Consider the following 23,435-nt stretch of genomic DNA (forward strand, 5'->3'; position numbering starts at 1 on the left):
TGGAGCGGGCTTGGCCCGGCCACTGGCGTCGTCCCCCTGAGGGGAAGGCGCCGCAGGCGACTCAGGGGGGACGTCATACCCCGCCCTCGTTCCAGTGCAATTTCTTGCGCAGCGTGTCGAAGTAGCTCCAGCCCGTGGGGTGCAGAAAGCGCACGCGGAACTCGGAGCGCCGCACCACGATGCGGTCGCCATGGTGCAGCGAGGCCAGCGACTGCATGTCGAAGCTGGCGCTGGCGTCCTTGCCGGAGACGATCTCGATGGCGATCTCCACCGGATCCGCCACCACGATCGGCCGGTTCGACAAGGTGTGCGGCGCGATCGGCACCAGCGCCCAGGCCGGCACCAGCGGGTGCAGCAGCGGCCCGCCGGCCGACAGCGCATAGGCCGTGGAGCCGGTGGGCGTGGCCACGATGATGCCGTCGGCCCGGTGGTTGGCCACGAAGTGGCCGTTGACCTCGACGCGCAGTTCCACCATGCTGGCCACGGCGCCGCGGTTCACTACCACGTCGTTCATGGCGAAGGCCTCGAACACGCACTCGCCCTCGCGCATCACCTTGCCATGCATCAGGCTGCGGTGGTCTTCCTCGAACGCGCCGCCCAGCATGGCCGACAGCGTTTCGTGGTAGCCCTCCAGCGGAATGTCGGTGATGAAGCCCAGCCGCCCCTGGTTGATGCCGATCAGGGGCGTGCCGTAACGCGCCAGCTGCCGGCCGATGCCGAGCATGGTGCCGTCGCCACCCACCACCACCGCCAGGTCGCATTCGTTGCCGATGGTGGCCACGTCGAGGGCGGGGTACTGGTCGAGCCCGGTGCTGTGCGCGGTGCGCTCGGCCAGCACCACCTGGCAACCCTGGGCCGTCAGAAAGCCGGCGATCTCGGCAATGATTTCTCGGGTCGAGTCCGGCACGGCGGAAGAGGCCGAATCCTGGTACTTCCCGACCAGTGCGACACGGTGAAACTGAAGGCTCATGAACAAATTACATCATAATGATTTGAATGCTCGACGACCGTGCACGCCTGCTGCTCAAGACCCTGATCGAGCGCTACATCGCCGACGGCCAGCCCGTCGGTTCGCGCACGCTGTCGCGCGCCTCGGGGCTCGATCTGTCGCCCGCCACCATCCGCAACGTGATGTCGGACCTGGAGGAGATCGGCCTGATCGCCAGCCCGCACACCTCGGCCGGGCGCGTGCCCACGGCGCGCGGTTACCGCCTGTTCGTCGACACCATGCTGACGGCGCAGCAGGGCGAGATGGACGCGCCGGCACTGACGCCCGACCAGCCGCAAAAGGTGATCGCCAACGCGGCGCAGCTGCTGTCCAACCTGTCGCACTTCGTCGGCGTGGTGATGGCGCCGCGCCGCTCGTCGGTGTTCAAGCACATCGAGTTCCTGCGCCTGTCCGAGCGGCGCCTGCTGCTGATCATCGTGGCGCCCGACGGCGACGTGCAGAACCGCGTGCTGTTCACCGACACCGACTACACGGCGTCGGAACTGCAGGAGGCGTCGAACTACCTCAACGCCAACTTCTCCGGCATGGCCATCGAGCAGGTGCGCGCGCGCCTGCACCACGAGGTGGACCGCCTGCGCGGCGAGATCGCCAAGCTGATGCAGGCGGCGGTGCAGGTCGGCTCCGAGGTCATGAGCCAGGCGCAGGACGAGGTGGTGATCTCGGGCGAGCGCAATCTGTTGGCGGTGACCGATTTCTCCAGCGACATGAACCAGCTGCGCCGCGCGTTCGACCTGTTCGAGCAGAAGGCGCAACTGATGCGGCTGCTCGACGTATCGAGCGAGGCCGAGGGCGTGCGCATTTTCATCGGCGGCGAAAGCCAGACCGTGCCGGTGGAAGACCTGTCGGTCGTCAGCGCGCCGTACGAGGTGGATGGCCAGGTGGTCGGCACGCTCGGCGTGATCGGCCCCACGCGCATGCCTTACGACCGCATGATCCAGATCGTCGACATCACGTCGCGGCTGGTCAGCAACGCGCTCAGCCAGGGCAAGCCGGGTGGCAACGCCTAGAATCACGCGCTTGGCGGGCCGTTAGCTCAGTTGGTCAGAGCAGGGGACTCATAATCCCTTGGTCGCAGGTTCAAGTCCTGCACGGCCTACCAAATTTCTTGTGTTAGAATTGCGGGCTTCGCGCGGCTGTAGCTCAGTTGGATAGAGTACTTGGCTACGAACCAAGGGGTCGTGGGTTCGAATCCTGCCAGCCGCGCCACTTTCTTTGAGAAACCCCGCAAGTCCTTGATTTGCGGGGTTTTTTCATGTTCACGGGCATCATCACCGCGGTTGGCCGCATCGTTGAAGTGCGGGCATTGGGCGACAGCGGCGCGCATGGCAAGCAGTTGCTGATCGAGACGCCCGCCGGCTATCTGGATGACGTGGGCCTGGGCGACAGTATCGCGCTCAACGGCGCCTGCATGACGGCCACGCAGATCGACGCCGCGACCGGGCGCTTCGCCATCGACATCTCGGCCGAATCGCTGGCGCGCACGGCGGGGCTCGACCAGCCCGGGCCCATCAACCTCGAAAAAGCCCTGCGCGCGCACGACCGCCTGGGTGGGCACATAGTCTCGGGCCATGTGGACGGCATCGGCCAGGTCACGCACTTTGCCCCCGTGGGCGAGAGCTGGGAGCTGCGCGTGCTGGCGCCGCGCGAGCTGGCGAAATACCTGGCGTACAAGGGCTCGATCACGGTCAACGGCGTGAGCCTGACGGTGAACCGGGTGAGCGACACGGCCGAGGGCTGCGAGTTCAGCATCAACCTGATTCCGCACACGGTGCAGAACACCGCGCTGCATGCGCTGGCGGTGGGCGCTGCGGTCAATCTGGAGATCGACCTGATCGCCCGTTATGTGGAGAGAATGCTCTCCAGCGCAGGCGTGGCGGGCGCCGGCAGCTCCTAAATTCGCAGCTTGACGACGCCCGTGGCCAGTGCCGTGCCGCACAGCACGATGGCGCCGCAGAACAGCATCCACGGCGTCACGGTTTCGCCCAGCAGCGCCACGCCATAGAACACCGCGAACACCGGAATGGTGAAGGTGACCGTGATGGCCCGCGCCGGGCCCAGCCGGTCGATCAGGCGGAAGTACAGCACGTAGGCCACCGCGGTGCACAGCACGCCCAACGCGAGCAGCGCGCCCCAGGCTGTGGCGCTGGGTGGCTGCGACGGCCACAGCAGCAGCGATGGAATCGCCAGCCCCAGCGCCGCGCCGATCTGGCTGCCGGTGGCCGACATCAGTGGGTTCAGGCCCGTCAGGTAGCGGCGCGTGTAGCTGGCCGACACGGCATAGCTGATGGTGGCCAGCAGGCACGCGGCCACGCCCCAGGCCGGGCTGAAGCCCGATGCATTGGGCGTGAAGCTGGCCTTGCCCCAGGTGAGCAGCGCCACGCCGATGAAGCCGATGACCAGCCCCAGCGTGCGCGAGGCGCCTGGCCGGTCGCCCAGCCAGGCCCAGGCCACCAGCGCGCCGAACAGCGGCACCGTGGCGTTCAGGATGGACGACAGGCCGGTGCTGATCGACAGCAGCGCGAAGCTGAACAGCGCGAATGGAATGGCCGAATTGATGACGCCGCAGAACAGCACCGGCTTCCAGTGCTGGCGCAGCTGCGGCCACAGGCCACGCGCCAACATCACCGGCAGCAGCGCCAGTGCCGCGATGGCCACGCGCACGCCGGCCGTCGGCAGCGGGCCGAACTCCAGCGTGCCCAGCCGCATGAACAGGAACGACGCGCCCCAGATGGCGGCCAGCAGGATGAATTCGACGGCGACGGCGGCAGACATGGGCGCGAAGTATGGGGCCGCGGGCGGCGCGGCAGGTTGCTGGATGCGTGCGGGATGGATGCGGCGGGCGCAACCATGTCTCAGGCGCGGCCGGGCGGCTGCGGGCGCAGGGTGGCGGCTGGCGCGCCGCCGCTTGCGGGCGTGTCGATGGTCCAGCCCTCCAGCCGCAGCAGCGCCGCCTTGCGCGCCAGGCCGCCGGCGTAGCCTGTCAGCGCCCCGCGGCTGCCCAGCACGCGGTGGCAGGGCACGAAGATGCTGAGCGGATTGGCGCCGACGGCGGTGCCGACCGCGCGCACGGCAGCCGGGCGGCCGATGCGTTCGGCGACCTGGCGGTAGCTTTGCGACTGGCCGGCTTCGATGGCCAGCAAGGCGCGCCACACGGTTTGCTGGAACGGTGTTCCGCTCGACAGATCCAGTGGCACGTCGAAGTGCACGCGCCGGCCGGCGAAGTACGCGTCCAGCTGGCGCATCGCCCCGGCCAGCGCGGGGTGACCGGGCTCGGGCGCTCCCCATTCGGCCCAGGCCGGGCTGTCCTTATGGCCCTCGGTGAACCAGGCGCCGCACAGGCCCTGCGGCGTGGCGGCCAGCAGCAGATCGCCCAGCGGGGTGCCGCACAGGGCGTGTGCGGTGTGCAGATGGTGTTTCATGGTCAAAACCTCGTTGAGCCGCCGTCCATCAAGCGCGGACAGCTATGAAATTGATACTTCTTTGGTTTGCCACGCCCGCACGGCGGCGTAGCCGCGCCACGGCCGCCAGCGCTCGGCCAGCGCTTGCGCGGCGCGGGCGCGGTGGCGCTGGCTTGACACCCCCAGCGCCTTGTGCAGCGCCACGTCGCCGGCCGGGAAGGCATCGGGCCAGCGCAGCGCGCGCAGGGCGATGTACTGCGCCGTCCAGTCGCCGATGCCGGGCAGGGCGGTGAGGGCGGCCAGGGTGGCGGGCACGTCGGCGCCGGCGTGCAGCGCCAGCTGCCCGGCATCCACCGCCCGCGCCAGCGCGTGCAGCGCAGCCTGGCGTTGCCGCACCAGGCCGAGCCGGCCCAGTTCGTCACCGCTGGCGCCCGCCAGCGCGGCCGGAGCAGGAAACAACCGCGCCAGCCCGTCGATCGGCGTGGCCAGCGGCTCACCGAAGCGCGCCACCAGCCGCGTGGTCAGCGTGCGCGCCGCGGCCACGCTGACCTGCTGGCCGACGATGGCGCGCACCGCCAGCTCGAAGCCGTCCAGCGTGCCCGGCACCCGCACGCCCGCCGCGCTGGGGAAGTCGGCGCCCAGCACGGCGTGGATGGCGGCCGGGTCGGCGTCCAGGTCGAGCCAGGCGCGCACGCGGGCGATCACGCGCGGCAGCGCGGGTGCCAGCGTGTCGGCCACGCGCACGTGCACCCGGTGCGCGCCGGGATCGAAGCGGCAGGCGACCCAGCCGCCGATGCCGCGCTGGCCCACCTGCAGGCGCAGCGTGCGTGCCACGGTGGCGGCCTCGACATCGACCTGCTCCGCGCCGGGCACGCTGCGCTGCTGCAGAAAAATCAGCATGGCCTGCACGTCATACGGCGGCCGAAAGCCCAGAACGACTTCGATGCCGTCACCGTGCGGCGCGCCCTGGCCCTGGCGCCGCAGCGCCGTCGGGCTCATGCGGTAGTGCGCGGCCAAGGCGGCGTTGAAGCGGCGCAGACTGGCAAAGCCGGCGGCCAGCGCCACCTGCGCGATCGGCAGGCGCGTGTCGGCCAGCAACTGCTTGGCGGCCAGCAGGCGGCGCGTCTGCAGCCAGGCCAGGGGCGACACGCCCAGTTCCGCCTCGAACACGCGGCGCAGGTGCCGGTCGCTCACGCCCAGGCGCGCCGCCAGCCCCGCCACGCTGGGCGCGGCATCACCCCAGGCATCGGGCGAATCCAGCAGGCGCGCGGCGTGCCGCGCCAGCAGGGCCGAGGCGTCCTGCGCCGACCAGGCCAGCGCCTGCGGCGCCAGCTCGGGACGGCAGCGCAGGCAGGGGCGAAAGCCGGCGCCTTCGGCCTGCGCCGCGTGGGTGAAGAAGCGGCAGTTCTCGCGCCGCGGCGTCTTCACGCGGCACACGGGGCGGCAGTAGATGCCGGTGGAGGTGACACCGATGAAGAACGCGCCGTCGAAGCGTGCGTCGTGCGCTACCACGGCGCGGTAGCAGGCGTCGGCATCGAAGGGTGAAGGGGGCGTCATGCAACGCATGATAGGCAGCGCCGCGCTGGCGACTCGCCGTTTTCGGACATGGTGCTGACGGCACCCCGTCGAAGGGCCGCTGCCTACAATCGGCGCCCATGCAAGTCACCCCCAGCATCTTCAAGGCCTACGACATCCGCGGCACCACGCCGACCACCATCAACGAACCGGTGGCCGAGGCGCTCGGCCTGGCCTTTGGCACCACCGCGCTGGCGCTGGGCGAGAAAACCGTGGCGGTGGGGCGCGACGGGCGCCTGTCCGGCCCGGCCCTGTCCGCCGCGCTGGTGCGCGGGCTGGTGGCGGCGGGGGTCGAGGTGATCGACATCGGCCTGGCCACCACGCCGATGCTGTACTTCGCCGCCGCCACGCTGTGCAGCAGCGGCATCCAGGTGACGGGCAGCCACAACCCGCGCGACGACAACGGCTTCAAGATGGTGCTGGCCGGCCGCGCGATCCATGGCGAGGACATTCAGGCGCTGCGCCGCATGATGGAAGCCGAAAGCTGGCAGCGCCGCGCAGGCGGCCGCGTGCGCAGCGTGGACGTGCTGCCGGCCTACCGCGAGCGCATCGCGGGCGACGTGAAACTGGCGCGGCCGATGAAGATCGTGGTCGATTGCGGCAACGGCGTGGCCGGCGCCAGCGCGCCGGGCATCTTCCGCGCCATCGGTTGCGAGGTGATCGAGCTGTTCAGCGAGGTTGACGGCAACTTCCCCAACCACCACCCCGACCCGAGCAAGCCCGACAACCTGCGCGACGTGATCGCCGCATTGCAGACCACCGATGCCGAACTGGGCCTGGCCTTCGACGGCGATGGCGACCGCCTTGGCATCGTCACCAAGGATGGGCAGAACATCTTCCCCGACCGGCAGATGATGCTGTTCGCGCAGGACGTGCTCAGCCGCGTGCCGGGCGGCACCATCGTGTTCGACGTGAAGTGCTCGCAGCGCCTGGCGCCCGCCATCCAGCAAGCGGGCGGCGTGCCGCTGATGCACAAGACGGGGCATTCGCTGGTCAAGGCGCGCATGAAAGAGGTCGATTCGCCCCTGGGCGGCGAGATGAGCGGCCACATCTTCTTCAAGGAGCGCTGGTACGGCTTTGACGACGGCACCTACGCCGGTTGCCGCCTGCTCGAAATCCTGAGCCGCCACGCCGACCCGAGCGCCGTGCTGAACGCGCTGCCCACCAGCCACAGCACGCCCGAGTTGAACGTGGCCTGCGCCGAAGGCGAGCCGCACCGGCTGGCGGCCGAGTTGCAGGCGCTGGCGGCCGAGGCGTTCGCTGCGCCGGCGCAGGTGTCGACAATCGACGGCCTGCGCATCGACTGGCCCGACGGCTTCGGCCTGATCCGCGCCAGCAACACCACGCCGGTGCTGGTGCTGCGTTTCGAGGGGCACACCGATGCGGCGCTGCAGCGCATCGAAGGCGAGATGCTGGCCCTGCTGAAACGCGTGAAACCGGATGCGCGGGTGGGGGCGGCGGCGCATTGAGCAGCACGCGGCATACTCTCGAATTGATAGTGGCTTGCGCTTGTCAGGCAATGATTTCAAGACAAAATGATCTGAAATCGGCCTGTGAAAAGCGCAGGCAGCTATCTTTTTTGAATGCGATGGCCTGAGGTGCGGGCCCTTTACAGCCTGGCCGCCTGGGCCGCCCAACCCCTGCTGCGCCGCAAGCTGCGCCGCCGCGCCGTGGCCGAGCCGGGGTATGGCGAGCATGTCGAGGAGCGTTTTGGCCGCTACGGCGTGGCACGGCCTGTGGGCGACGGCCCGCTGGTGTGGGTCCACGCCGTGTCGCTGGGCGAAACGCGTGCCGCGGCCATCCTGATGGCCGCGCTGCGCCAGCGCCTGCCGGGCATGCGCCTGCTGCTCACGCACGGCACCGCCACCGGGCGGGCCGAGGGGCGCAAGCTGCTGCGCGATGGCGACGTGCAGGTCTGGCAGCCGTGGGACACGCGGGGCGCGGTGCGGCGCTTCTTCGCGCATTTCCGCCCCGACGTGGGTGTGCTGATGGAGACCGAGGTCTGGCCGAACCTCATTGCCGAGGCCCGTGCCTGCGGTGTGCCACTGGCGCTGGCCAACGCGCGCCTGTCCGAGAAATCGCTGCGCGGCGCCCAGCGCGCCGGCTGGCTGCTGCGCCCAGCCTACCGTGCGTTGACGGCGGTGTTCGCGCAGACCGAGGCCGACGCGGCGCGCTTTCGCAGCATCGGCGCGCCGCAGGTCGGCGTGCTGGGCAACCTGAAGTTCGACGCCCAGCCCGACGCCGCGCAGCAGGCGCAGGCCAGCCGCTGGCGCGCAGTGCTGGCGGGCCGGCCGGTGGTCATGCTGGCCAGCTCGCGCGAAGGGGAGGAGGGTGAGTTTCTAGGCCAAATCAAGGCCCTGGCGCTTTCTGGGAAAGCGCGAGCAGCTCCTGAAAATGAAGCGAACGCCCGCCCCAGCCCGCTCTGGCTGATCGTGTCCCGCCACCCGCAGCGCTTTGCCGAGGTGGCGCAGATGGCACGTGATGCGGGCCTGGCGGTGGCGCAGCGCAGCACCTGGACCGATGCACCGCCGACGGGCGCGCTGGCGGCCGATGTCTGGATCGGCGACAGCCTGGGCGAGATGGCGCTCTATTACAGCCTGGCCGATGTGGCGCTGCTGGGCGGCAGCTTTGCGCCGCTGGGGGGGCAGAACCTGATCGAGGCCGCGGCCTGCGGCTGCCCGGTGGTGATGGGCCCGCACACCTTCAACTTCGCGCAGGCGGCCGAACTGGCCGAGGCCGCCGGCGCCGCACGCCGCGTGGCCGACATGGCGGGCGCCGTGGCCGCCGCGCAGGCGCTGCTGGCCGATGCCGCCGGGCTGGCGGCCATGCGCCGCGCCGCGCTCGGCTTTGCCGGCGCCCACCGCGGCGCCGCGGCGCGCACGGCCGATGCGGTCGCCGCCCTGCTGGCCGGGCAAGGGCTTGCACCAAGTCGCCACAACAAGCAGCCCTGATAAAGTCCATTACCGATCGCCATCCGGCCGCCCACCTGTCCCAAGACCCGCCGTGTTCCGCTTCTTCGCCATCTTCCTTGTCATCCAGGCCGTGCTGTTCGGCATCGAGATGCTGAACCCGGTTCAGGCCGCCGTGGTGCAACCGTGGACCGGCCTGCTGGCCAAGGCCAGCGCGGGCATCGTGCACGTGATCGACCCCTCGGTCATCTCCTACGGCCGCGTGCTGCAAAGCGCCAAGACGGGCTTCGGCGTGTCGATCGAGGCGGGCTGCAACGGCGTCGAGGCCATGATCGTGCTGCTGGCGGCCATCATGGCCTTTCCGTCGAGCTTCAAGGCCAAGCTGTGGGGCTTGGGGTTGGGCTTCCTGGCCGTGCAGTCGGTCAACCTGCTGCGCATCGTCAGCCTGTTCTTCCTCGGCCAGTGGAACTACAAGGTGTTCGAGTTCGCCCACCTCTACATGTGGCAGGCGCTCATCATGCTGGACGTGCTGGTGGTGTGGCTGCTGTGGATGCGCTACGTGGCCAAGCACGACCCGAAACCGGCCGTCACCAACGCGGCGGCCGCGGCCTGAGCGGGAGCCCACGACGATGCGCGCCACCCTGATCGGCCGCTTCCTGCTGCTGGCCATCGTCTGGCTGGCGCTGCTGCTGCCGCTGTGGTACTGGGCCGCCAAGTGGCTGGCCACCCCGCCCATCTGGCTGGCGGGCACGGTGATGAACGCGCTGTTCCGCTGGGCCGACGGCTTCGAGCAACAGGGCGTGAATGCCGTGCTGCACACGCTGGTGCAGGTGCGCATGCAAGGCCCCACGGGCGACGTGCTGGGCGAGCTGGCGCCGGAGGTGAGCTACCCCACCTACGGCTACGGCCTGGTGCTGCTGTGGGCCATGCTGCTGGCCGCGCGCACCGAGCGCTGGTGGCTCAAGGGGCTGGTCGGCAGCCTGCTGCTGGTGCCGGTGCAGGCCTGGGGCATCTGCTTTCAGTGGCTGCGCGACGTGGTCATCCTGTCCGGCGCCTCGGGCGCGGCCTATCTGCAGTACCCGCGCTGGGTGAACGACGTGGTGGCCTACGGCTACCAGTTCGGCTTTCTGATGCTGACGCCCGTGGCGCCGATCATGCTGTGGCTGCTGTTCAACAAGTCCTTCGTGGCCGCGCTGTGGCTGGAGGCGGCGCTGGAGGAGGCGCCGGACAAGCGCGCACAGGCGCCGACGGTGGAAACCGGAAAGTCCTGATTTGATAGCTGCCAGCGCTTGATGGGCGGGCTCTGTAGCCCGTTTTTCCTCTTATCCTGGAGCGCGCCTGGCCCGTGCTTCATCCGGCATGGCGGCGGCACCTGCCGGCATGCCAGCGCGCTGTGCCTTCAGCGCCGGTCGGCTCGCGCGGGGCGCGTGGCGTCTGCAGGCGATGGGGCAGTGGCACCGGGCGCACTGGCTGCGCCCGCGGGGGCCATGGGCGCCAGCGGCGCCACCACCACCGGCGGGCGGGCGCCCTCGGCCGCCAGCATCTGGTTGATGGGCAGCAGATCGTCAGCGCTCAGCGTGCCGCTGGCCTGCTTCAGGCGCAGCAGGCCCACCAGCACGTCGTAGCGCGCACGGGCCAGATCGCGCCGAGTCTGGTACAGCTGGCTTTGCGCGTTCAGCACGTCGATGTTGATGCGCACGCCCACCTGGTAGCCGAGCTGGTTGGCCTGCAGCGCGGTCAGGCTGGAGGCTTCAGCCGCCTCCAGCGCCGCCACCTGGCCGTGGCCCGACTGCACGCCGAAGTAGGCCGCGCGCGTGGCTTGCGCCACGGTGCGCTGGATGTTCTCCAGGTCGGCGCGGGCCTTGTCCTCCAGCGACAGGGTTTCGCGCACGCGGTTTTCCACCGCGAAGCCGGCGAACAGCGGCCAGTTCAGCACCACGCCCACGCCGGCGTTGGTGCTGCGGTAGCGCGCGCTGGGCGCGGCGCTGACGGAAGGGTTGCCGTCCGGGTAGCGGTTCTGCCCCACGCTGGCCTGCAGGTCCACCGTGGGCAGGTGGCCGGTCTTGGCCTTGGCAGTCTCCAGCCGGGCGATGTCGAGCGCCATGCGCGACTGCACCACGGCGGGGTGCTCGTTCACCGCGCGATCGACCCAGGTGTTCACGTCGGGCGGCTGGGGCTGCGGCAGCGCGATGGGCTGCGCCAGCGGGCGCGGGTCGACCCCGGTCAGGCCCACCAGCTGGTCCAGCGCCAGCTTCTTCACCCGCAGGTCGTTCTCGGCCGCGATCTCCTGCGCCGTGGCCAGATCGAACCGGGCCTGCGCCTCGCGGCTGTCGGTGATGGTGGCGTTGCCGACCTCGAAGTTGCGCTTGGCGGATTCGAGCTGCTCGGCCACCGCGGCCTTCAGCGCGCGCACGAAGGCCAGCGATTCCTCGGCCGCCAGCACGTCGAAGTAGGCCTGCGACAGGCGCACGATCAGGTCCTGTTCAACGCTGTGGAGCTGCACCCGCGCGGCTTCGGCGGCGCGCTGGCCCTGGTCCCAGGTGATGCGGTTGGCCGGGCGGTACAGCGGCTGCGAACCGACGATGGAACCGTTCAGCACGTTGAACGAGCGGCTGGACGATTGGCCCGCCACGTTGGTCTCGGCCCAGTTGCGCTGCGCGCCCGCCTGCAGGCCCACCTGCGGCAACAGGCCGGCGCGGGCCTGGTCGGCGCGCGCCTGGCTGGCCTGCGCGTTGGCCAGCGCCGACTGGTAGGGCGCGTCGTAGCCATGCGCCGTCTGGTACAGCTGCAGCAGCGATTGCGCCTGCGCGGACGCCGCGCCCCCGGCCAAGATGGCAGCCGTGCAGGCCAGTCGCATGAAACCAGGGAGTCCGACGGCCGCGGAGCAGGCCATGCCAGCGAACGCCGTCGCCGGACCTGCGCCGGCGACTGGCGTTGTCTCCCCTCGCGCAGCAGAGGGGGGAAGGCGCGTCAGCGACTCAGGGGGGTGTTTCATCTTCAATACCGGGGAACGGTGGGATCGACCTGCACCGACCACGCGTCTATGCCGCCGGCGATGTTGGCCACGCGGGCAAAGCCGTGCTGCTTCAGGAACATCGCCACCTGCATGCTGCGCCCGCCATGGTGGCACAGCAGGGCCACGGGGCGGTCGCGGTCCAGCTCGTGCAGGCGCGGCGGAATGCTGTGCATGGGCATCTGCACCAGCTCGGCGCCGTCGGGCTGCACGGTGGCCACGCGCCACTCGGCCGGTTCGCGGCAGTCCAGCAGCAACGGGGGGGCCTCACCCTCGGTGCGTGCGTCGGCCAGCCAGGCGGGCAGATCGCGTGGGGGGACTTGTTCGATCATGGTCAAAAACGGCTTCAGCCCTTGTGCCACCTGCGTTAGCAGCTTCAAAAATGAAAGCGCGACGGCTCGGGGAAGTTCAGCAGGCGTGGCAAGTTGCAGTCCCACGGCTGGGTGCTGACCAGGCCGTTGCCGGATTGCTGCACCAGCGTGGCGCGCATCACCGGCTCGTCGCCCACGATGGCCATCAGCCGGCCGCCGGCTTTCAGCAGGCCGAGCACGGCGTCGGGCAATTGCGCCACCGAGCCCGACAGCACGATGACGTCGAACGGGCCGTCGGCCGACAGGTCGGTGCTGGCGCCATCGGCCACGCGCACTTCCACGTTCAGCACGCCGGCGCGCTGCAGGTTGGCGTGGGCCGTCTTCGCCAGGTCGTTGTCGATTTCCAGCGTCAGCACGCGCTGCGCGCGGTGGCCCAGCAGGGCGGCCATGAAGCCGCTGCCGGTGCCGATCTCCAGCACCTTCTCGTGCTTGGCGACCTGCAGGTCCTGCAGCATGCGGGCCTCCACGCGCGGGGCCAGCATCACCTGGCCGGCGGCGACGGCGGCGTCGCTGTCCTTCAGCGGAATCTCCAGGTCGGCAAAGGCCAGCGCGCGGTGCGCGGCGGGCACGAAGTCCTCGCGGCGCACCACGGCCAGCAGATCCAGCACGTGCGCATCCAGCACGTCCCAGGGACGGATCTGCTGCTCGATCATGTTGAAGCGGGCTTGTTCGACGTTCATGCGGGGTTCTCCAGGGCGGGATGCGGGCAAACCGTTGATTTTAGGCGGCGGGGTCGGTGCCGGTGGGCGCGGGGGCCTTGATGAAGCGCCGCTTCAGCCAGCCGGCCAGGTCGTCCAGGTAGCAGTACACCACCGGCACCACCACCAGCGTCAGCAGCGACGAGGTGATGACCCCGCCGATGACGGCCTGGCCCATGGGCGCGCGCTGCTCCGATCCCTCGGTGACGGCGAAGGCCAGCGGCACCATGCCGAACACCATGGCCAGCGTGGTCATCAGGATCGGGCGCAGCCGCACGCGCGCAGCGGCCAGCAGGGCGGGCTCGCGCGCCAGCGGCTCGCTGTGGCCGGTTTCGCCGGCGCGGCCCTCGCGCGCGCGGATGGCGAAGTCCACCAGCAGGATGGCGTTCTTGGTCACCAGGCCCATCAGCATCACGATGCCGATGATGGAGAACATCGACATGCTGGAGCCGAACAGCATCAGCGCCAGCACCACGCCGATCAGCGTCAGCGGCAGCGAGGTCATCAGCGCCATCGGTTGCAGAAAGCTCTTGAACTGGCTGGCCAGGATCATGTAGATGAAGATGATGGCCATGGCCAGCGCCTGCAGCGCGTAGGCAAAGCTCTCCTCCATGTTCTGCGTGGCGCCGCCGAACACGTGGCGGTAGCCGGGCGCGAATGCGGTCTGATCCAGGATGGCGCGGATGTCGCCCGACACCTCGCCGGTGGTGCGGCCGTGCACGTTGGCGGTGATCTGGATCTCGCGCAGCATGGCGCGGCGGTTGATCTGGTTGGTGCTGGTGGCCTCGCTCAAGCTTGCCACCTGGTTCAGCCGCACGATGCGCGCCGTGCCGTCGGGGTTCATGCCGGCCGTCAGCGGCAGCCGCTCCAGGTCCTGCAGCGTGGTGCGCGATGCGGGTTGCAGCCGCACGATGACGTCGTAGGTCTGGTCGTCGGGCGCGCGCCAGTTGCCGACGATGGTGCCGGCCACCAGTGTGCGCAGCGGTGTGGCGATCTGCGCGGTGCTCAGGCCCAGCTCGGACGCCGCCTCGCGCTTCACGTGCACCTCCAGCGTCGGCTTGTCGGGCTTGCTGCTCGAATCCAGATCGACCAGGCCGGGGATGGCGCGCAGCTTCTCCATCAAGGGGCCGGCCAGGCGGTCCAGTTCGGCCTGATCGGGGCCCTGCAGCGAGAACTCGATCTGCTTCTGCCCGCCCACCGGCTCCAGCAGGCCGGCCTGGGTGACGGTGATGCCGGGCACCACGCGCAGGCGCTCGCGCATGTCGGCGGCCAGTTGCTGCGCGTCGCGCGTGCGCTGGTGCCGGTCGACCAGGCGGATGTAGAGGCTGGCGTTGGTCTTGCCTGCCGCCACGCCGCTGTTGATGGTGGTCACCGTGTAGCGCACCTCGGGGTAGCTGCGGATGATGGCGTCCACCTGCCGCGCCTTGGCCTCGGTGGCCTCCAGCGAGGAGCCCTGCGGCGTGTAGAAGGCGACGTTGGTCTCGCTGAAATCGGCCTGCGGCACGAACTCGGTGCCCAGCAGCCGCACCATGGCCACGCTCAGCGCAAAGATGCTGCCGGCGATCAGCAGCGTGAGCAGCTTGTGCACCAGCGCCCAGCGCAGCAGGCGCTCGTAGCCGGCGGCCAGGCGGTCGGTGGCGTGGTCGAACCAGTTGGTGACGCGGCCCAGTGTCTTGTCGTAGAAGGTGACGGGCGGGCCAGCACGCTGACCGTGCGCGCGGATGGCCGGGTCGTGCCAGACCGAGGACAGCATCGGGTCGAGCGTGAAGGCGACGAACATCGAGATCAGCACCGCCGCCACGATGGTCAGGCCGAACTCATGGAAGAACTTGCCGATGATGCCCTGCATGAAGCCGATCGGCAGAAACACCGCCACGATCGACAGCGTGGTGGCCAGCACGGCCAGGCCGATCTCCTGCGTGCCCTCCATGGCCGCGCGCCAGCTGTTCTTGCCCATCTGCGCGTGGCGCACGATGTTCTCGCGCACCACGATGGCGTCGTCGATCAGCAGGCCCACGCACAGGCTCAGCGCCATCAGCGTGATCATGTTCACCGTGAAGCCGAACACCTGCATGAAGAAGAAGGTGCCGATGATCGAGATAGGCAGCGTAAGGCCGGTGATGACCGTGCTGCGCCACGAGTTGAGGAACAGGAACACGATCAGCACCGTGAGCACCGCGCCCTCGATCAGCGTCTGCCGCACGTTGGTGACGGCCACGCGGATGGGGCGCGACAGGTCGGTCACCGGCTCCAGCCGCACGCCGGGCGGCAGCTCGGCACGCAGCGCGGCGATGGCCTGGTTGAGGCCGTCGACCACCTGGATGGTGTTCTCGTCCTGCGCCTTTTGCACGCTCACCAGCAGGGTGCGCTGGCCGTTGTAGAGGGCGAGCGACTCCTGCTCCTGCGCGCCATCGTGCACGGTGGCGACCTGATCGAGGTAGATGGGCGTGCCGCCGCGGCGCGCCACGATGATGCGGCCGAAGTCCTCGGGGCGCTCCATGCGGCCTTCGAGCTGCACTGTCAGCTCCTGTGCTTTGGTGCGCACCGGGCCGAGCGGCTGGTCCTGGTTTTCGCCGCGCACCGCCTGCATCACCTGCTCGGGGGTAACGCCCAGCGCTTCCATGGCCTGCGGCTGCAGATACAGGTTGATCTCGCGCTTGGAGCCGCCGACCAGGTTGACGGCGCCGACGCCGCGCACGTTCTCCAGGCGCTTCTTCAGCACCTGGTCGGACCAGTTGGTGAGTTCGATGGCAGACAGGGGTTGCTGGCCTTGCTGCGGATCGGGCAGCACGGCCAGCGACCAGATGGCGCGGCTGGCGGGGTCGAAGCGCAGCACGCGCGGCTCTTTCACCTCGTCGCGCAACAGGGGGCGAACCTGGCCGATCTTCTCGCGCACGTCGTCGGCGGCCTTGCGGCCTTCGATGTGGAGCTGGAATTCGATGATGACGACCGACATGCCCTCGTAGCTGCGCGAGTACAGGGCGTTGATGCCGGCAATCGAGTTGACGGCTTCCTCGACCTTCTTGGTGACTTCGCTTTCGACGATGGGGGGCGAGGCGCCGGGGTATTCGGTGGTGATGACGACGACTGGGAAGTCGATGTTGGGGAATTGGTCGACCTGCAGGCGCTGCAGCGAGAACAGGCCGAGCACGACGAACGCCAGCATCACCATGGTGGCGAAGACGGGGTTTTGAAGGCTGACCTTGGTGAACCACATGGGGGGTCAGGCTTTGAAGGGAAATCGGGCGTGGGCGCTTATGGGGTGGGCGCGGGCAGCTATCGAATCGGGAGTGTGTTGAGGATGCGCCGCTGGCCGGGATGTGCGCCCGGCGGCGCAGTCACTTTCTTTTTGTCTCGCCAAAAAGAAAGTAACCAAAGAAAAAGGCGACCCCGCTGGCCGTGTCCCTCCGCTGCGCTGCGGGCAACCTGCGATGCTCGGGCGCGGGGCGTCGCTGAGGAACTCGCTGCGCGCTTGCGCGCTTCGCTCAAACAACCGCAGCGAGTCAGAGCACGAAGCGCGGCATGCTGCGCTGCCGCGCCCGCCCCACGCCCTGCGCTTCTCGGCACGGCCAGAGCGGTGGGGGAGTCCCTTCGGGCCATCGCTGCGCTCGGCCTGGGCTTGTTCAGCGCCGCTGCTTCGCGCGGCGTGTATTGGCTCCCTCCTCCGCTGGGGGAGGGTTGGGGTGGGGGCGACTGCGTTTGACGCAGGGCGGTGTGCTGCCCCCATCCCAGCCTTCCCCCAGCGGGGGAAGGAGTTCAGTCGTTGATCTCGGTGCTCGCCTGCTGTCTTGCTCCCTCTCCCGCCGGCGGGAGAGGGTTGGGGTGAGGGCAAGTCACCCAAAAACCATAGCTGCTCGCGCCCGCCGCACCATGATTTCAGGCCATTTCCATCTGAAACCCTTGCCCCGCCAGCGCCAGCCACTATCAAATCAGAAGTCATGGCCGCACGCCATTCCGCGCCGCGCTGGCCGGCGCGGCCGGCACGATCAGCTTCACCTGCGTGCCTTCGCGCAGCACACCGGCCGCGCCGCGCAGCACCTGCGCGCCTTCGGTCACGCCCTGCACGGCCACCCATTGCTCGCCGTCGACCTGGCCGCGCGCGCCCATCTGCACCGTACGGTGCGCGATGCGGCCGTTGTCGACCACCTGCACGTAGGGCAGCGGCTTGTCGGTGCGCACAGCGTTCAGGGGCACGGCCAGGGCGCGCTGGGTTTCGGTGGCCAGCTGGCCCTGCGCGAACAGGCCCTGGCGCAGGCCGGGTTGCGCGGTCACGCTCAGGTAGACCAGCACGCTGCGGCTGCCGGCCTGCGCGCTGGGGTTGATGCGGGCCACGGTGGCGGGCACGGGTTGCGCCACGCCTTCGATGTTCAGCAGCGCCTGCTGGCCCACGCGCACGGCCACCGAATCGGCGGGGGAGAGGGCCGCTTCCAGCTCCAGCCGGCTCAGGTCGACGATCTCGACGATGCGCGCCTCGGGGCTCACGCGCTCGCCCGGTTGGGCCAGGCGCTGCGAGATCTGGCCGCTGATGGGCGCCTTCAGCACCGTGTCGGCCAGCGACTTGCGCAACACCTCGGTGCCGGCCTGGGCCGCGCGGTAGTTGGCACGGGCGGTGGCCAGGCTGGCGGCGGAGTTGTCGAGCGCGGTCTTCGAGATGAAGCCTTGGTTCACCAACGCCGCATTGTTGTCGTACTGGCGCTGCGCGATGTCGACCTGCGCCTTGGCCGCATCGGCCTGCTGCTGCGCCTGGCGCACGCGGTCGGCGTATTCGGTGGATTCGACGCGGGCGATGACCTGGCCGGCCTGCACCGTGTCGCCCTCGCGCACGGTCAGGCCCTGCAACTCGCCCGGCACGCGCGCCTTGACGATGGCGGAGTGGACGGCCTTCAGCGCGCCCGTGATCGGCAAGCCGCTGGTCAACTCGCGCACCTGCGCGGTGGTCACGTCGATGGCGCCGAGTTCGATCACCGGGTCTTTCACCGGCGCAAGCTGCGCCTGCTGCGTGGCCTGGCGGTTAGCGTAGCCGCGCCAGCCCAGGCCCACGGCGGCGGCCACGGCCAGCAGCACCAGGGCGATGGTCAACCAGCGGCGGGTGGTGGGGTTCATAGGAGGGCGATTATTCCTGCCGGAGGCCGCGCACCACCATGTCGGCATGCATGTCCAGCAGCGCCAGCGGATCGGGCATCAGCGTGGCGGGGCAGCAGGGCGCCAGCGAGAAGCGCCAGGTGACCAGTTGCACCAGCGGCGCCACGATCAGGTGCGCGGCCAGGGTCAGGTCGACCTCGCGCAGCTCCCCGCGGTCGATGCCGCGCTGCACGATGCGGCGCACCAACTCGTGGCTGGGCTGCACCACCTCGTCCTGGTAGTACTGCGCCAGGTCGGGAAAGTTGGCCGCCTCGCTCATGATCAGCTTGGTCAGCCCCGCGGCGGGCGTGCCGCCGTACTGCGTCCACCAGCGGCGGATGAATTCGTGCAGCAGCTCGGCGCTGGTGCCGGCGTATTCGGCCACTTCGAGGAAGGCGTCGTGCAGGTGGCGGCTGGCGTTCTCGCGCACCACGGCCTTGAACAGCTCTTCCTTGCTGGGGAAGTAGAGAAACAGCGTGCCTTTGGAGACGCCGGCGCGCGCGGCGACTTCCTCCACCCGCGTGGCGGCAAAGCCTTTCTCGACGAACAGCGCGAGCGCGGCTTCGAGCAGTTCGCCCGGCCGCGCCTCCTTGCGGCGCGCGCGCTTGGCCGGTGCGGCCTGGGGGGTGGGGGAGAGGGTGTCCATTACTGACTGACTGGTTAGTAATTGTTGTCCGGCGAAGTCAGGGGCGTCAAGCGTGGAATTAAGTGTTCATCGTGCTATGGACAAGGGAGCTGCTGGCGCCCCCGGGGCGGGCGCTGGGGGCGGATTGGGCGGGTCGGGTGCCAACGCCGGGGCCAGTGCGGCGGCCGCCGCGATCAGCGTTCGGGCAGGCGGCGCGGCGAGATCGCTGTGGCGCCGCGCCCGAACAGTGCGGGGATCACATACTCCCTATATGCATCGTCGCCAGCGCCTGTCAGATAAGCGCCGGGTGAACATACTCCCGCATCACATTGATGTTGCAGCACATCTGTGCGGCGTAGGGGTTCATATACCCCTCGTATGCATCGTCGTTATCACCCGTCAAATAAGCGCTGGAGACGCATACTCCCTCAATTGAAGCTGCGGCGTGCCGGCCGCCGCCCTTCAGCGCATCGACGCCTTCGGCACCACGAACTCCCAGCGTGACAGCTTGGGGTCGGCGTGGTGGCAGCGCTGCACGGCCAGGGTGCGCCAGCGGTGCGTGGGCTCGAAGGTGCGGTCGGACTCGGCGCCGGCCGTCAGGCACAGGCCCGAGCCGCGCAGCTCCACGCGGCCGTCGGGGTGGTGCACGAAGCGCTGCAGCGCGTCGGCATCGAGAAACGGTGACTTCTCGCCGCAGCGGCGCGGCACCAGCGGCGTGCCGGCCAGCGCGCGGCCGTTGAGGCCCGCCACGGTGGCGCACAGCTGGTAGGCGGGGAAGAACAGGCGCCCGTCCGGCGCCAGCCGCACCGCCTCGTCGGCGTACAGGCCCGGCTTGCAGTTGTGCGCCGTCATCGGCAGGTCGGGCCGGATGTGGTCGCCCGAGCCCATGATGTCGAGGCAGTAGCCGTCATCGGGGCGGTCGAGCTTGTCGATCAGCCGCAGGTGGCCGGGCGGGCGCTCGGGTGGCGCGGCCTGGGCCAGCGCCGGGCCGGCGGACAGCGCCAGGGCGCATGACAGGGCGGGGGCAAGGGAGCGGGCAGCAAAGGGCATGGGCAGGGACCTTACCGCAACAGGGTGGCAGGGCGTTGCCGCGCTCGATGACCGCCGCCGGCGTGGCGCCGAACGAGAAATGCAGTGAGGACAGGGGCGCGGCATTCCCGACCTGTGGGAGCGGGCTTGCCCGCGATTCGGCGCTGCACGCAGCGATGCGCTTCATCGCGGGCAAGCCCGCTCCCACAAAGAGGGACCCACAGCGCCGGAGGAGTTGGGTGATGCCCGCGCGCTACGGCCCGCTGTCGTCCCCCACGGGCAGGCGCAGGCCGACGACGAGCACGCGCGCGCCGTCCATGGCGCGCACGCTCAGCTGCGCCGCGCCCAGCGCCACGTGGTCGCCCACCACCGGCGGGCGCTGCAACGCGTGGCCGATCCAGCGCTGCAGCGGCCAGTCGGCGTGCGGCGGCTCGGCCAGGTCGTAGAAGGCGCACACGTCGGCCACGGCGGTGGCGCCGTCGAGCGCGAAGTCGCCGAACACCAGGCGCTGCGCGGGCGTGTCGTCTTCGTCCGGCAGGTTCACGCGCAGGCGGCGCGCCGCCCAGGCGATGGTCGAGCCCTGCAGCACCAGCGAGGTCAGCACCACCACGAAGGCGGCGTTGAACAGCGTGCGCGCGCCCGGCACGCCGGCCATCAGCGGAAACACCGCCAGCACGATGGGCACGGCGCCGCGCAGCCCCACCCAGGCGATGTAGACCACCTCGCGCGGCGCGAAGCGGAACGGCAGCAGGCACAGCCACACCGTCAGCGGCCGCGCGATGAGCATCAGGAACGCTGCCACGCCCAGCGCCGCCGGCAGGCCGGGCAGCAGCTCGCGCGGCGTCAGCAGCAGGCCCAGCAGCAGAAACATGCCGGCCTGGCTGAGCCAGGCGTAGCCGTCCAGCGCCGACAGCGCGGGCGCCACCGCGTCGCGTGCACGGGCGCGCGCCGTCACGCCCATCACGTACACCGCCAGAAAGCCCGAGCCGCCCACCCAGCTGGTGCCCGCGAACACCGCCAGCCCCAGCGACATGCACAACAGCGCCAGAATGCCGCCACCGCCCACGGCGCCGCCGGCCTGCTGCTCGGCAAAGCGCGGAAACGTGGTCTTGAGCAGCGCCGCCAGCGCCGCGCCCGCGGCCAGCCCGGCCACGCCGCCCAGGCCGAACTGCTGCAGCAGCGTCTTGATCGCCTCGCCCCAGGCGCTGGCGCCCTCCGCGCCGCCGCCCGCGTGCGCCAGCACCACGCCGATGAAGGCAATCGTCAGGTACACCGCCATCGGGTCGTTCATGCCCGATTCGATCTCCAGCGTGGCGGCGATGCGCTCGTTCAGCCGCACGCCCGACGACTTGAGCAGCGCGAACACGGCCGCCGCGTCGGTCGAGCCGACGATGGAGCCCAGAAGCAGCGCCAGCCGCCAGTCCAGACCCAGCAGCCACCAGGCGCCCAGCCCCGTCAGCCCGGCGCTCATCACCACGCCCACGGTGGCCAGCAGCATGGCGGGCCGCAGGCCGGTGCGGAAGGTGGCGAAGTCGGTGCGCAGCCCGCCGTCCAGCAGGATCACGGCCAGTGCCACGTTGCCGACCCAGAAGCTCAGGTTGACATCGTCGAACACCACGCCGCCCGGCCCGTCCTCGCCCGCCAGAATGCCCGCCAGCAGGAACACCAGCAGGAACGAGAACCCCGCCCGCGCCGAGAACAGCCCCGCCAGCACGCTGAAGAACACCAGCAGCGCGGCGACAAGCAGCGGCAGCACGAGCAGGTCCATGGCGGCGGGCATGGACGGAAATTAGCAGAAGGCGTGCCAGCCGAAGAGTGGGAAAGCCCTTGGGACGGGCAAGGATGTCAGCCTTGGTTGCTATGCTCTGTATAGCTGCTTGCGCCTGCAGGGCAGGCACTGCAGGCCGATTTGTCTTGTATTGGTGCGTGCCCTACACCAAAGGCCGGCGGTCCCGTCGATCGCCTGGGCAGTCCCCGAATTCAAGCCACCAGCGGCGGCGCCTGCATGGCCTCGATCTGATCGACCAGCGTGTCGATCTGCCCGCGCCAGTAGTCGGGCGTGCCGAAGTCGGGAAAGGCGGCAGGGAACGCCGGGTCGTCCCAGCGGCGCGCGATCCAGGCGCTGTAGTGGATCAGCCGCAGCGTGCGCAGCGGCTCGATCAGCGCCAGTTCGCGCCGGTCGAACTCGCGCATCTGCTCGTAGCCGTCGAGCAGGGCGCCCAGCGCGCGCTGGCGCTCGACGCGTTCGCCCGGCAGCAGCATCCATAAATCCTGCACCGCCGGGCCGCTGCGGCAGTCGTCCAGGTCGACGAAATGCGGACCGCCGCCGGGCAGGTCGGCGGGCGTCCACAGGATGTTGCCGGGGTGGCAGTCGGCGTGCAGGCGCAGCGTGGCGATGCCTGGGGTTTGAGGGTCGTTTTGGTGTTCAGCGCCCGTGTACCAAGCGCTGGAAGCTATCAATTCAATAGCTTCCTGGCAGACATCGGCCCAGGCACGTTCCACCTCCAGCGGCAGCGCGCCATGCGCCAGCAGCCAGTCGCGCGGCTCACGGCCGTAGCTGGTCACGTCCACCGCCGGCCGGTGCACGAACGGCCGCCGCGCGCCCACGGCGTGCAGGCGCGCCAGAAAGCGGCCGATCCATTCCAGCGTCTCGTCGTCGCCCAGCTCGGGCGTGCGCCCGCCGCGCCGCGGGCTGACGCTGAAGCGAAAGCCTTCGTATTCGTGCAGCGTGCGCCCGTCGATCAACAGCGGGCCGACCACCGGCACCTCGGCCGCCATCAGCTCGTGTGCGAAGGCGTGTTCCTCCTCGATCTGCTCCGGCGCCCAGCGGCCGGGCCGGTAGAACTTGAGCACCACGGCCGGGTGCGCCCCTTGCGCGGTGTCCGCCAGCGGCGTGCCGGGCTCCAGGTGCGCCAGATAGACGCGGTTCTCGTACGAATTCAGCGCCATCAGCCGCCCGTCGCCGACCAGGCCCACACTGGCCAGCGCGTCCAGCACGAAATCGGGGGTGAGGGTGGCGAAGGGGTGGGGTGCTGCGTCAGGCATGCGGGCATTGTCGCTGCCGGCGTCACAATGCCCACCATGACCGCCCCACGCTACTGGCTGATGAAGTCCGAGCCCGACGAATGCTCGATCGACGACGCGCTGGCCGCGCCCGACGCCACCGTGCCCTGGACCGGCGTGCGCAACTACCAGGCGCGCAACTTCATGCGGGACGACATGCGTGTCGGAGATGGCGTGCTGTTCTACCACTCCAGCTGCGCCGAGCCGGGCATCGTCGGCATCGCGCGCGTGGCCTCGGGTGCAAAGCCCGATCTGACGCAGTTCGATCCCCATTCGCCTTACTTCGACGCGAAGTCGCAACCGGAGGCGCCACGCTGGCAACTGGTCGATGTGCAGGCGCTGCGCAAGACGCGCGTGCTGGGGCTGGCGGAGATGCGGAGCGTGCCTGAACTCGCTGAGATGCAGGTGCTCAAGCGGGGCAATCGCTTGTCGATCACGCCTGTGACGCCGCAGGAATGGCAGGTGATCGACTGCTTGCTGGCGTTATAGCCACGTAGGGCGGAACCCCGCAGGGATTCCGCCGACTCGGCTTGAGCATGAACCCCTCGTCGGAATCGCCTTGGGCGGTTCCGACCTACGCACTGGCCATCCCGCTCGAACTGCTGAATGCAGAGGCCTTCCGAA

General features: G+C 69.8%; 20 protein-coding genes and 2 tRNA genes. 9 read left to right on the top strand and 13 right to left on the bottom strand.

Translation table 11 applies throughout. The features are described from left to right. Positions 1 to 73: 73 nt before the first annotated feature. Positions 74 to 970 (bottom strand): NAD kinase, encoded by an 897-nt coding sequence (locus tag ACFSCU_RS14365; RefSeq protein WP_180549525.1) that lies wholly within the window; start codon positions 968 to 970, stop codon positions 74 to 76. Positions 971 to 996: 26 nt separating this feature from the next. Here ACFSCU_RS14365 and hrcA point away from each other — a divergent pair, with 26 nt between their 5' ends. From hrcA to ACFSCU_RS14385, 4 genes are all read left to right on the top strand, one after another. Beyond that, entirely contained in the window at positions 997 to 2,016 is a 1,020-nt protein-coding gene (gene hrcA, locus ACFSCU_RS14370; RefSeq protein ID WP_333707522.1) for a heat-inducible transcriptional repressor HrcA, read from the top strand. Between the two features lie 15 nt (positions 2,017 to 2,031). Then, positions 2,032 to 2,108 (top strand) — tRNA-Ile (locus ACFSCU_RS14375). 30 nt (positions 2,109 to 2,138) lie between these two features. Next, a tRNA-Arg gene (locus ACFSCU_RS14380) sits at positions 2,139 to 2,215 on the top strand. 46 nt (positions 2,216 to 2,261) lie between these two features. Further along, positions 2,262 to 2,903 (top strand): riboflavin synthase, encoded by a 642-nt coding sequence (locus tag ACFSCU_RS14385; protein WP_377561009.1) that lies wholly within the window; start codon positions 2,262 to 2,264, stop codon positions 2,901 to 2,903. On the opposite strand, the gene ACFSCU_RS14390 is transcribed toward ACFSCU_RS14385, so the two are convergent. From ACFSCU_RS14390 to ACFSCU_RS14400, 3 genes are all read right to left on the bottom strand, one after another. Next, on the bottom strand, positions 2,900 to 3,781 hold the full coding sequence (locus tag ACFSCU_RS14390) for a DMT family transporter (protein WP_180549524.1): 882 nt from the start codon (positions 3,779 to 3,781) through the stop codon (positions 2,900 to 2,902). The genes ACFSCU_RS14385 and ACFSCU_RS14390 overlap by 4 nt on opposite strands. Before the next feature lie 80 nt (positions 3,782 to 3,861). After that, entirely contained in the window at positions 3,862 to 4,428 is a 567-nt protein-coding gene (locus ACFSCU_RS14395; protein ID WP_377561010.1) for a methylated-DNA--[protein]-cysteine S-methyltransferase, read from the bottom strand. 42 nt (positions 4,429 to 4,470) lie between these two features. Then, the gene (locus ACFSCU_RS14400; protein ID WP_180549523.1) at positions 4,471 to 5,964 is read right to left on the bottom strand and encodes a DNA-3-methyladenine glycosylase 2; all 1,494 of its coding nucleotides are present in this window, start codon (positions 5,962 to 5,964) and stop codon (positions 4,471 to 4,473) included. A 98-nt stretch (positions 5,965 to 6,062) separates the two neighbouring features. Here ACFSCU_RS14400 and ACFSCU_RS14405 point away from each other — a divergent pair, with 98 nt between their 5' ends. From ACFSCU_RS14405 to ACFSCU_RS14420, 4 genes are all read left to right on the top strand, one after another. Continuing rightward, complete coding sequence (locus ACFSCU_RS14405) at positions 6,063 to 7,451, top strand: phosphomannomutase/phosphoglucomutase (RefSeq protein WP_377561011.1); 1,389 nt, start codon at positions 6,063 to 6,065, stop codon at positions 7,449 to 7,451. 114 nt (positions 7,452 to 7,565) lie between these two features. Next, positions 7,566 to 8,933, top strand: coding sequence for a 3-deoxy-D-manno-octulosonic acid transferase (locus ACFSCU_RS14410; RefSeq protein ID WP_377561012.1), 1,368 nt, complete (start codon positions 7,566 to 7,568; stop codon positions 8,931 to 8,933). A 52-nt stretch (positions 8,934 to 8,985) separates the two neighbouring features. After that, the gene (gene xrtH, locus ACFSCU_RS14415; RefSeq protein ID WP_180549522.1) at positions 8,986 to 9,504 is read left to right on the top strand and encodes an exosortase H; all 519 of its coding nucleotides are present in this window, start codon (positions 8,986 to 8,988) and stop codon (positions 9,502 to 9,504) included. Positions 9,505 to 9,520: 16 nt separating this feature from the next. After that, positions 9,521 to 10,162, top strand: coding sequence for an exosortase H-associated membrane protein (locus ACFSCU_RS14420; protein WP_333708228.1), 642 nt, complete (start codon positions 9,521 to 9,523; stop codon positions 10,160 to 10,162). A 128-nt stretch (positions 10,163 to 10,290) separates the two neighbouring features. On the opposite strand, the gene ACFSCU_RS14425 is transcribed toward ACFSCU_RS14420, so the two are convergent. The 9 genes from ACFSCU_RS14425 to ACFSCU_RS14465 all read right to left on the bottom strand — a co-directional run bounded on the left by ACFSCU_RS14425 (position 10,291) and on the right by ACFSCU_RS14465 (position 22,793). Then, positions 10,291 to 11,748: a TolC family outer membrane protein gene (locus tag ACFSCU_RS14425; protein WP_180551666.1), complete on the bottom strand. Its 1,458-nt coding sequence runs from the start codon at positions 11,746 to 11,748 to the stop codon at positions 10,291 to 10,293. 140 nt (positions 11,749 to 11,888) lie between these two features. Continuing rightward, entirely contained in the window at positions 11,889 to 12,236 is a 348-nt protein-coding gene (locus tag ACFSCU_RS14430) for a rhodanese-like domain-containing protein (protein WP_333708227.1), read from the bottom strand. A 44-nt stretch (positions 12,237 to 12,280) separates the two neighbouring features. Next, the gene (locus tag ACFSCU_RS14435) at positions 12,281 to 12,955 is read right to left on the bottom strand and encodes a protein-L-isoaspartate O-methyltransferase family protein (RefSeq protein ID WP_377561013.1); all 675 of its coding nucleotides are present in this window, start codon (positions 12,953 to 12,955) and stop codon (positions 12,281 to 12,283) included. Positions 12,956 to 12,995: 40 nt separating this feature from the next. Further along, entirely contained in the window at positions 12,996 to 16,190 is a 3,195-nt protein-coding gene (locus ACFSCU_RS14440) for an efflux RND transporter permease subunit (RefSeq protein ID WP_377561014.1), read from the bottom strand. Between the two features lie 719 nt (positions 16,191 to 16,909). Next, the gene (locus tag ACFSCU_RS14445) at positions 16,910 to 18,076 is read right to left on the bottom strand and encodes an efflux RND transporter periplasmic adaptor subunit (RefSeq protein WP_377561015.1); all 1,167 of its coding nucleotides are present in this window, start codon (positions 18,074 to 18,076) and stop codon (positions 16,910 to 16,912) included. Between the two features lie 10 nt (positions 18,077 to 18,086). Next, positions 18,087 to 18,740, bottom strand: coding sequence for a TetR/AcrR family transcriptional regulator (locus tag ACFSCU_RS14450; RefSeq protein WP_377561016.1), 654 nt, complete (start codon positions 18,738 to 18,740; stop codon positions 18,087 to 18,089). A gap of 441 nt (positions 18,741 to 19,181) precedes the next feature. Next, the gene (locus ACFSCU_RS14455; protein WP_180549516.1) at positions 19,182 to 19,769 is read right to left on the bottom strand and encodes an RICIN domain-containing protein; all 588 of its coding nucleotides are present in this window, start codon (positions 19,767 to 19,769) and stop codon (positions 19,182 to 19,184) included. Between the two features lie 232 nt (positions 19,770 to 20,001). Further along, on the bottom strand, positions 20,002 to 21,528 hold the full coding sequence (locus ACFSCU_RS14460) for a potassium/proton antiporter (RefSeq protein WP_257645586.1): 1,527 nt from the start codon (positions 21,526 to 21,528) through the stop codon (positions 20,002 to 20,004). A gap of 200 nt (positions 21,529 to 21,728) precedes the next feature. Next, complete coding sequence (locus tag ACFSCU_RS14465; RefSeq protein WP_377561017.1) at positions 21,729 to 22,793, bottom strand: serine/threonine protein kinase; 1,065 nt, start codon at positions 22,791 to 22,793, stop codon at positions 21,729 to 21,731. 36 nt (positions 22,794 to 22,829) lie between these two features. On the opposite strand from ACFSCU_RS14465, the gene ACFSCU_RS14470 reads away from it, so the two are divergent. Beyond that, positions 22,830 to 23,300, top strand: coding sequence for an EVE domain-containing protein (locus ACFSCU_RS14470; protein WP_180549515.1), 471 nt, complete (start codon positions 22,830 to 22,832; stop codon positions 23,298 to 23,300). Positions 23,301 to 23,435: the final 135 nt, after the last annotated feature.

It is taken from the genome of Ottowia beijingensis, assembly GCF_042680925.1.
Taxonomy (GTDB): Bacteria; Pseudomonadota; Gammaproteobacteria; order Burkholderiales; family Burkholderiaceae_C; genus Ottowia; species Ottowia beijingensis.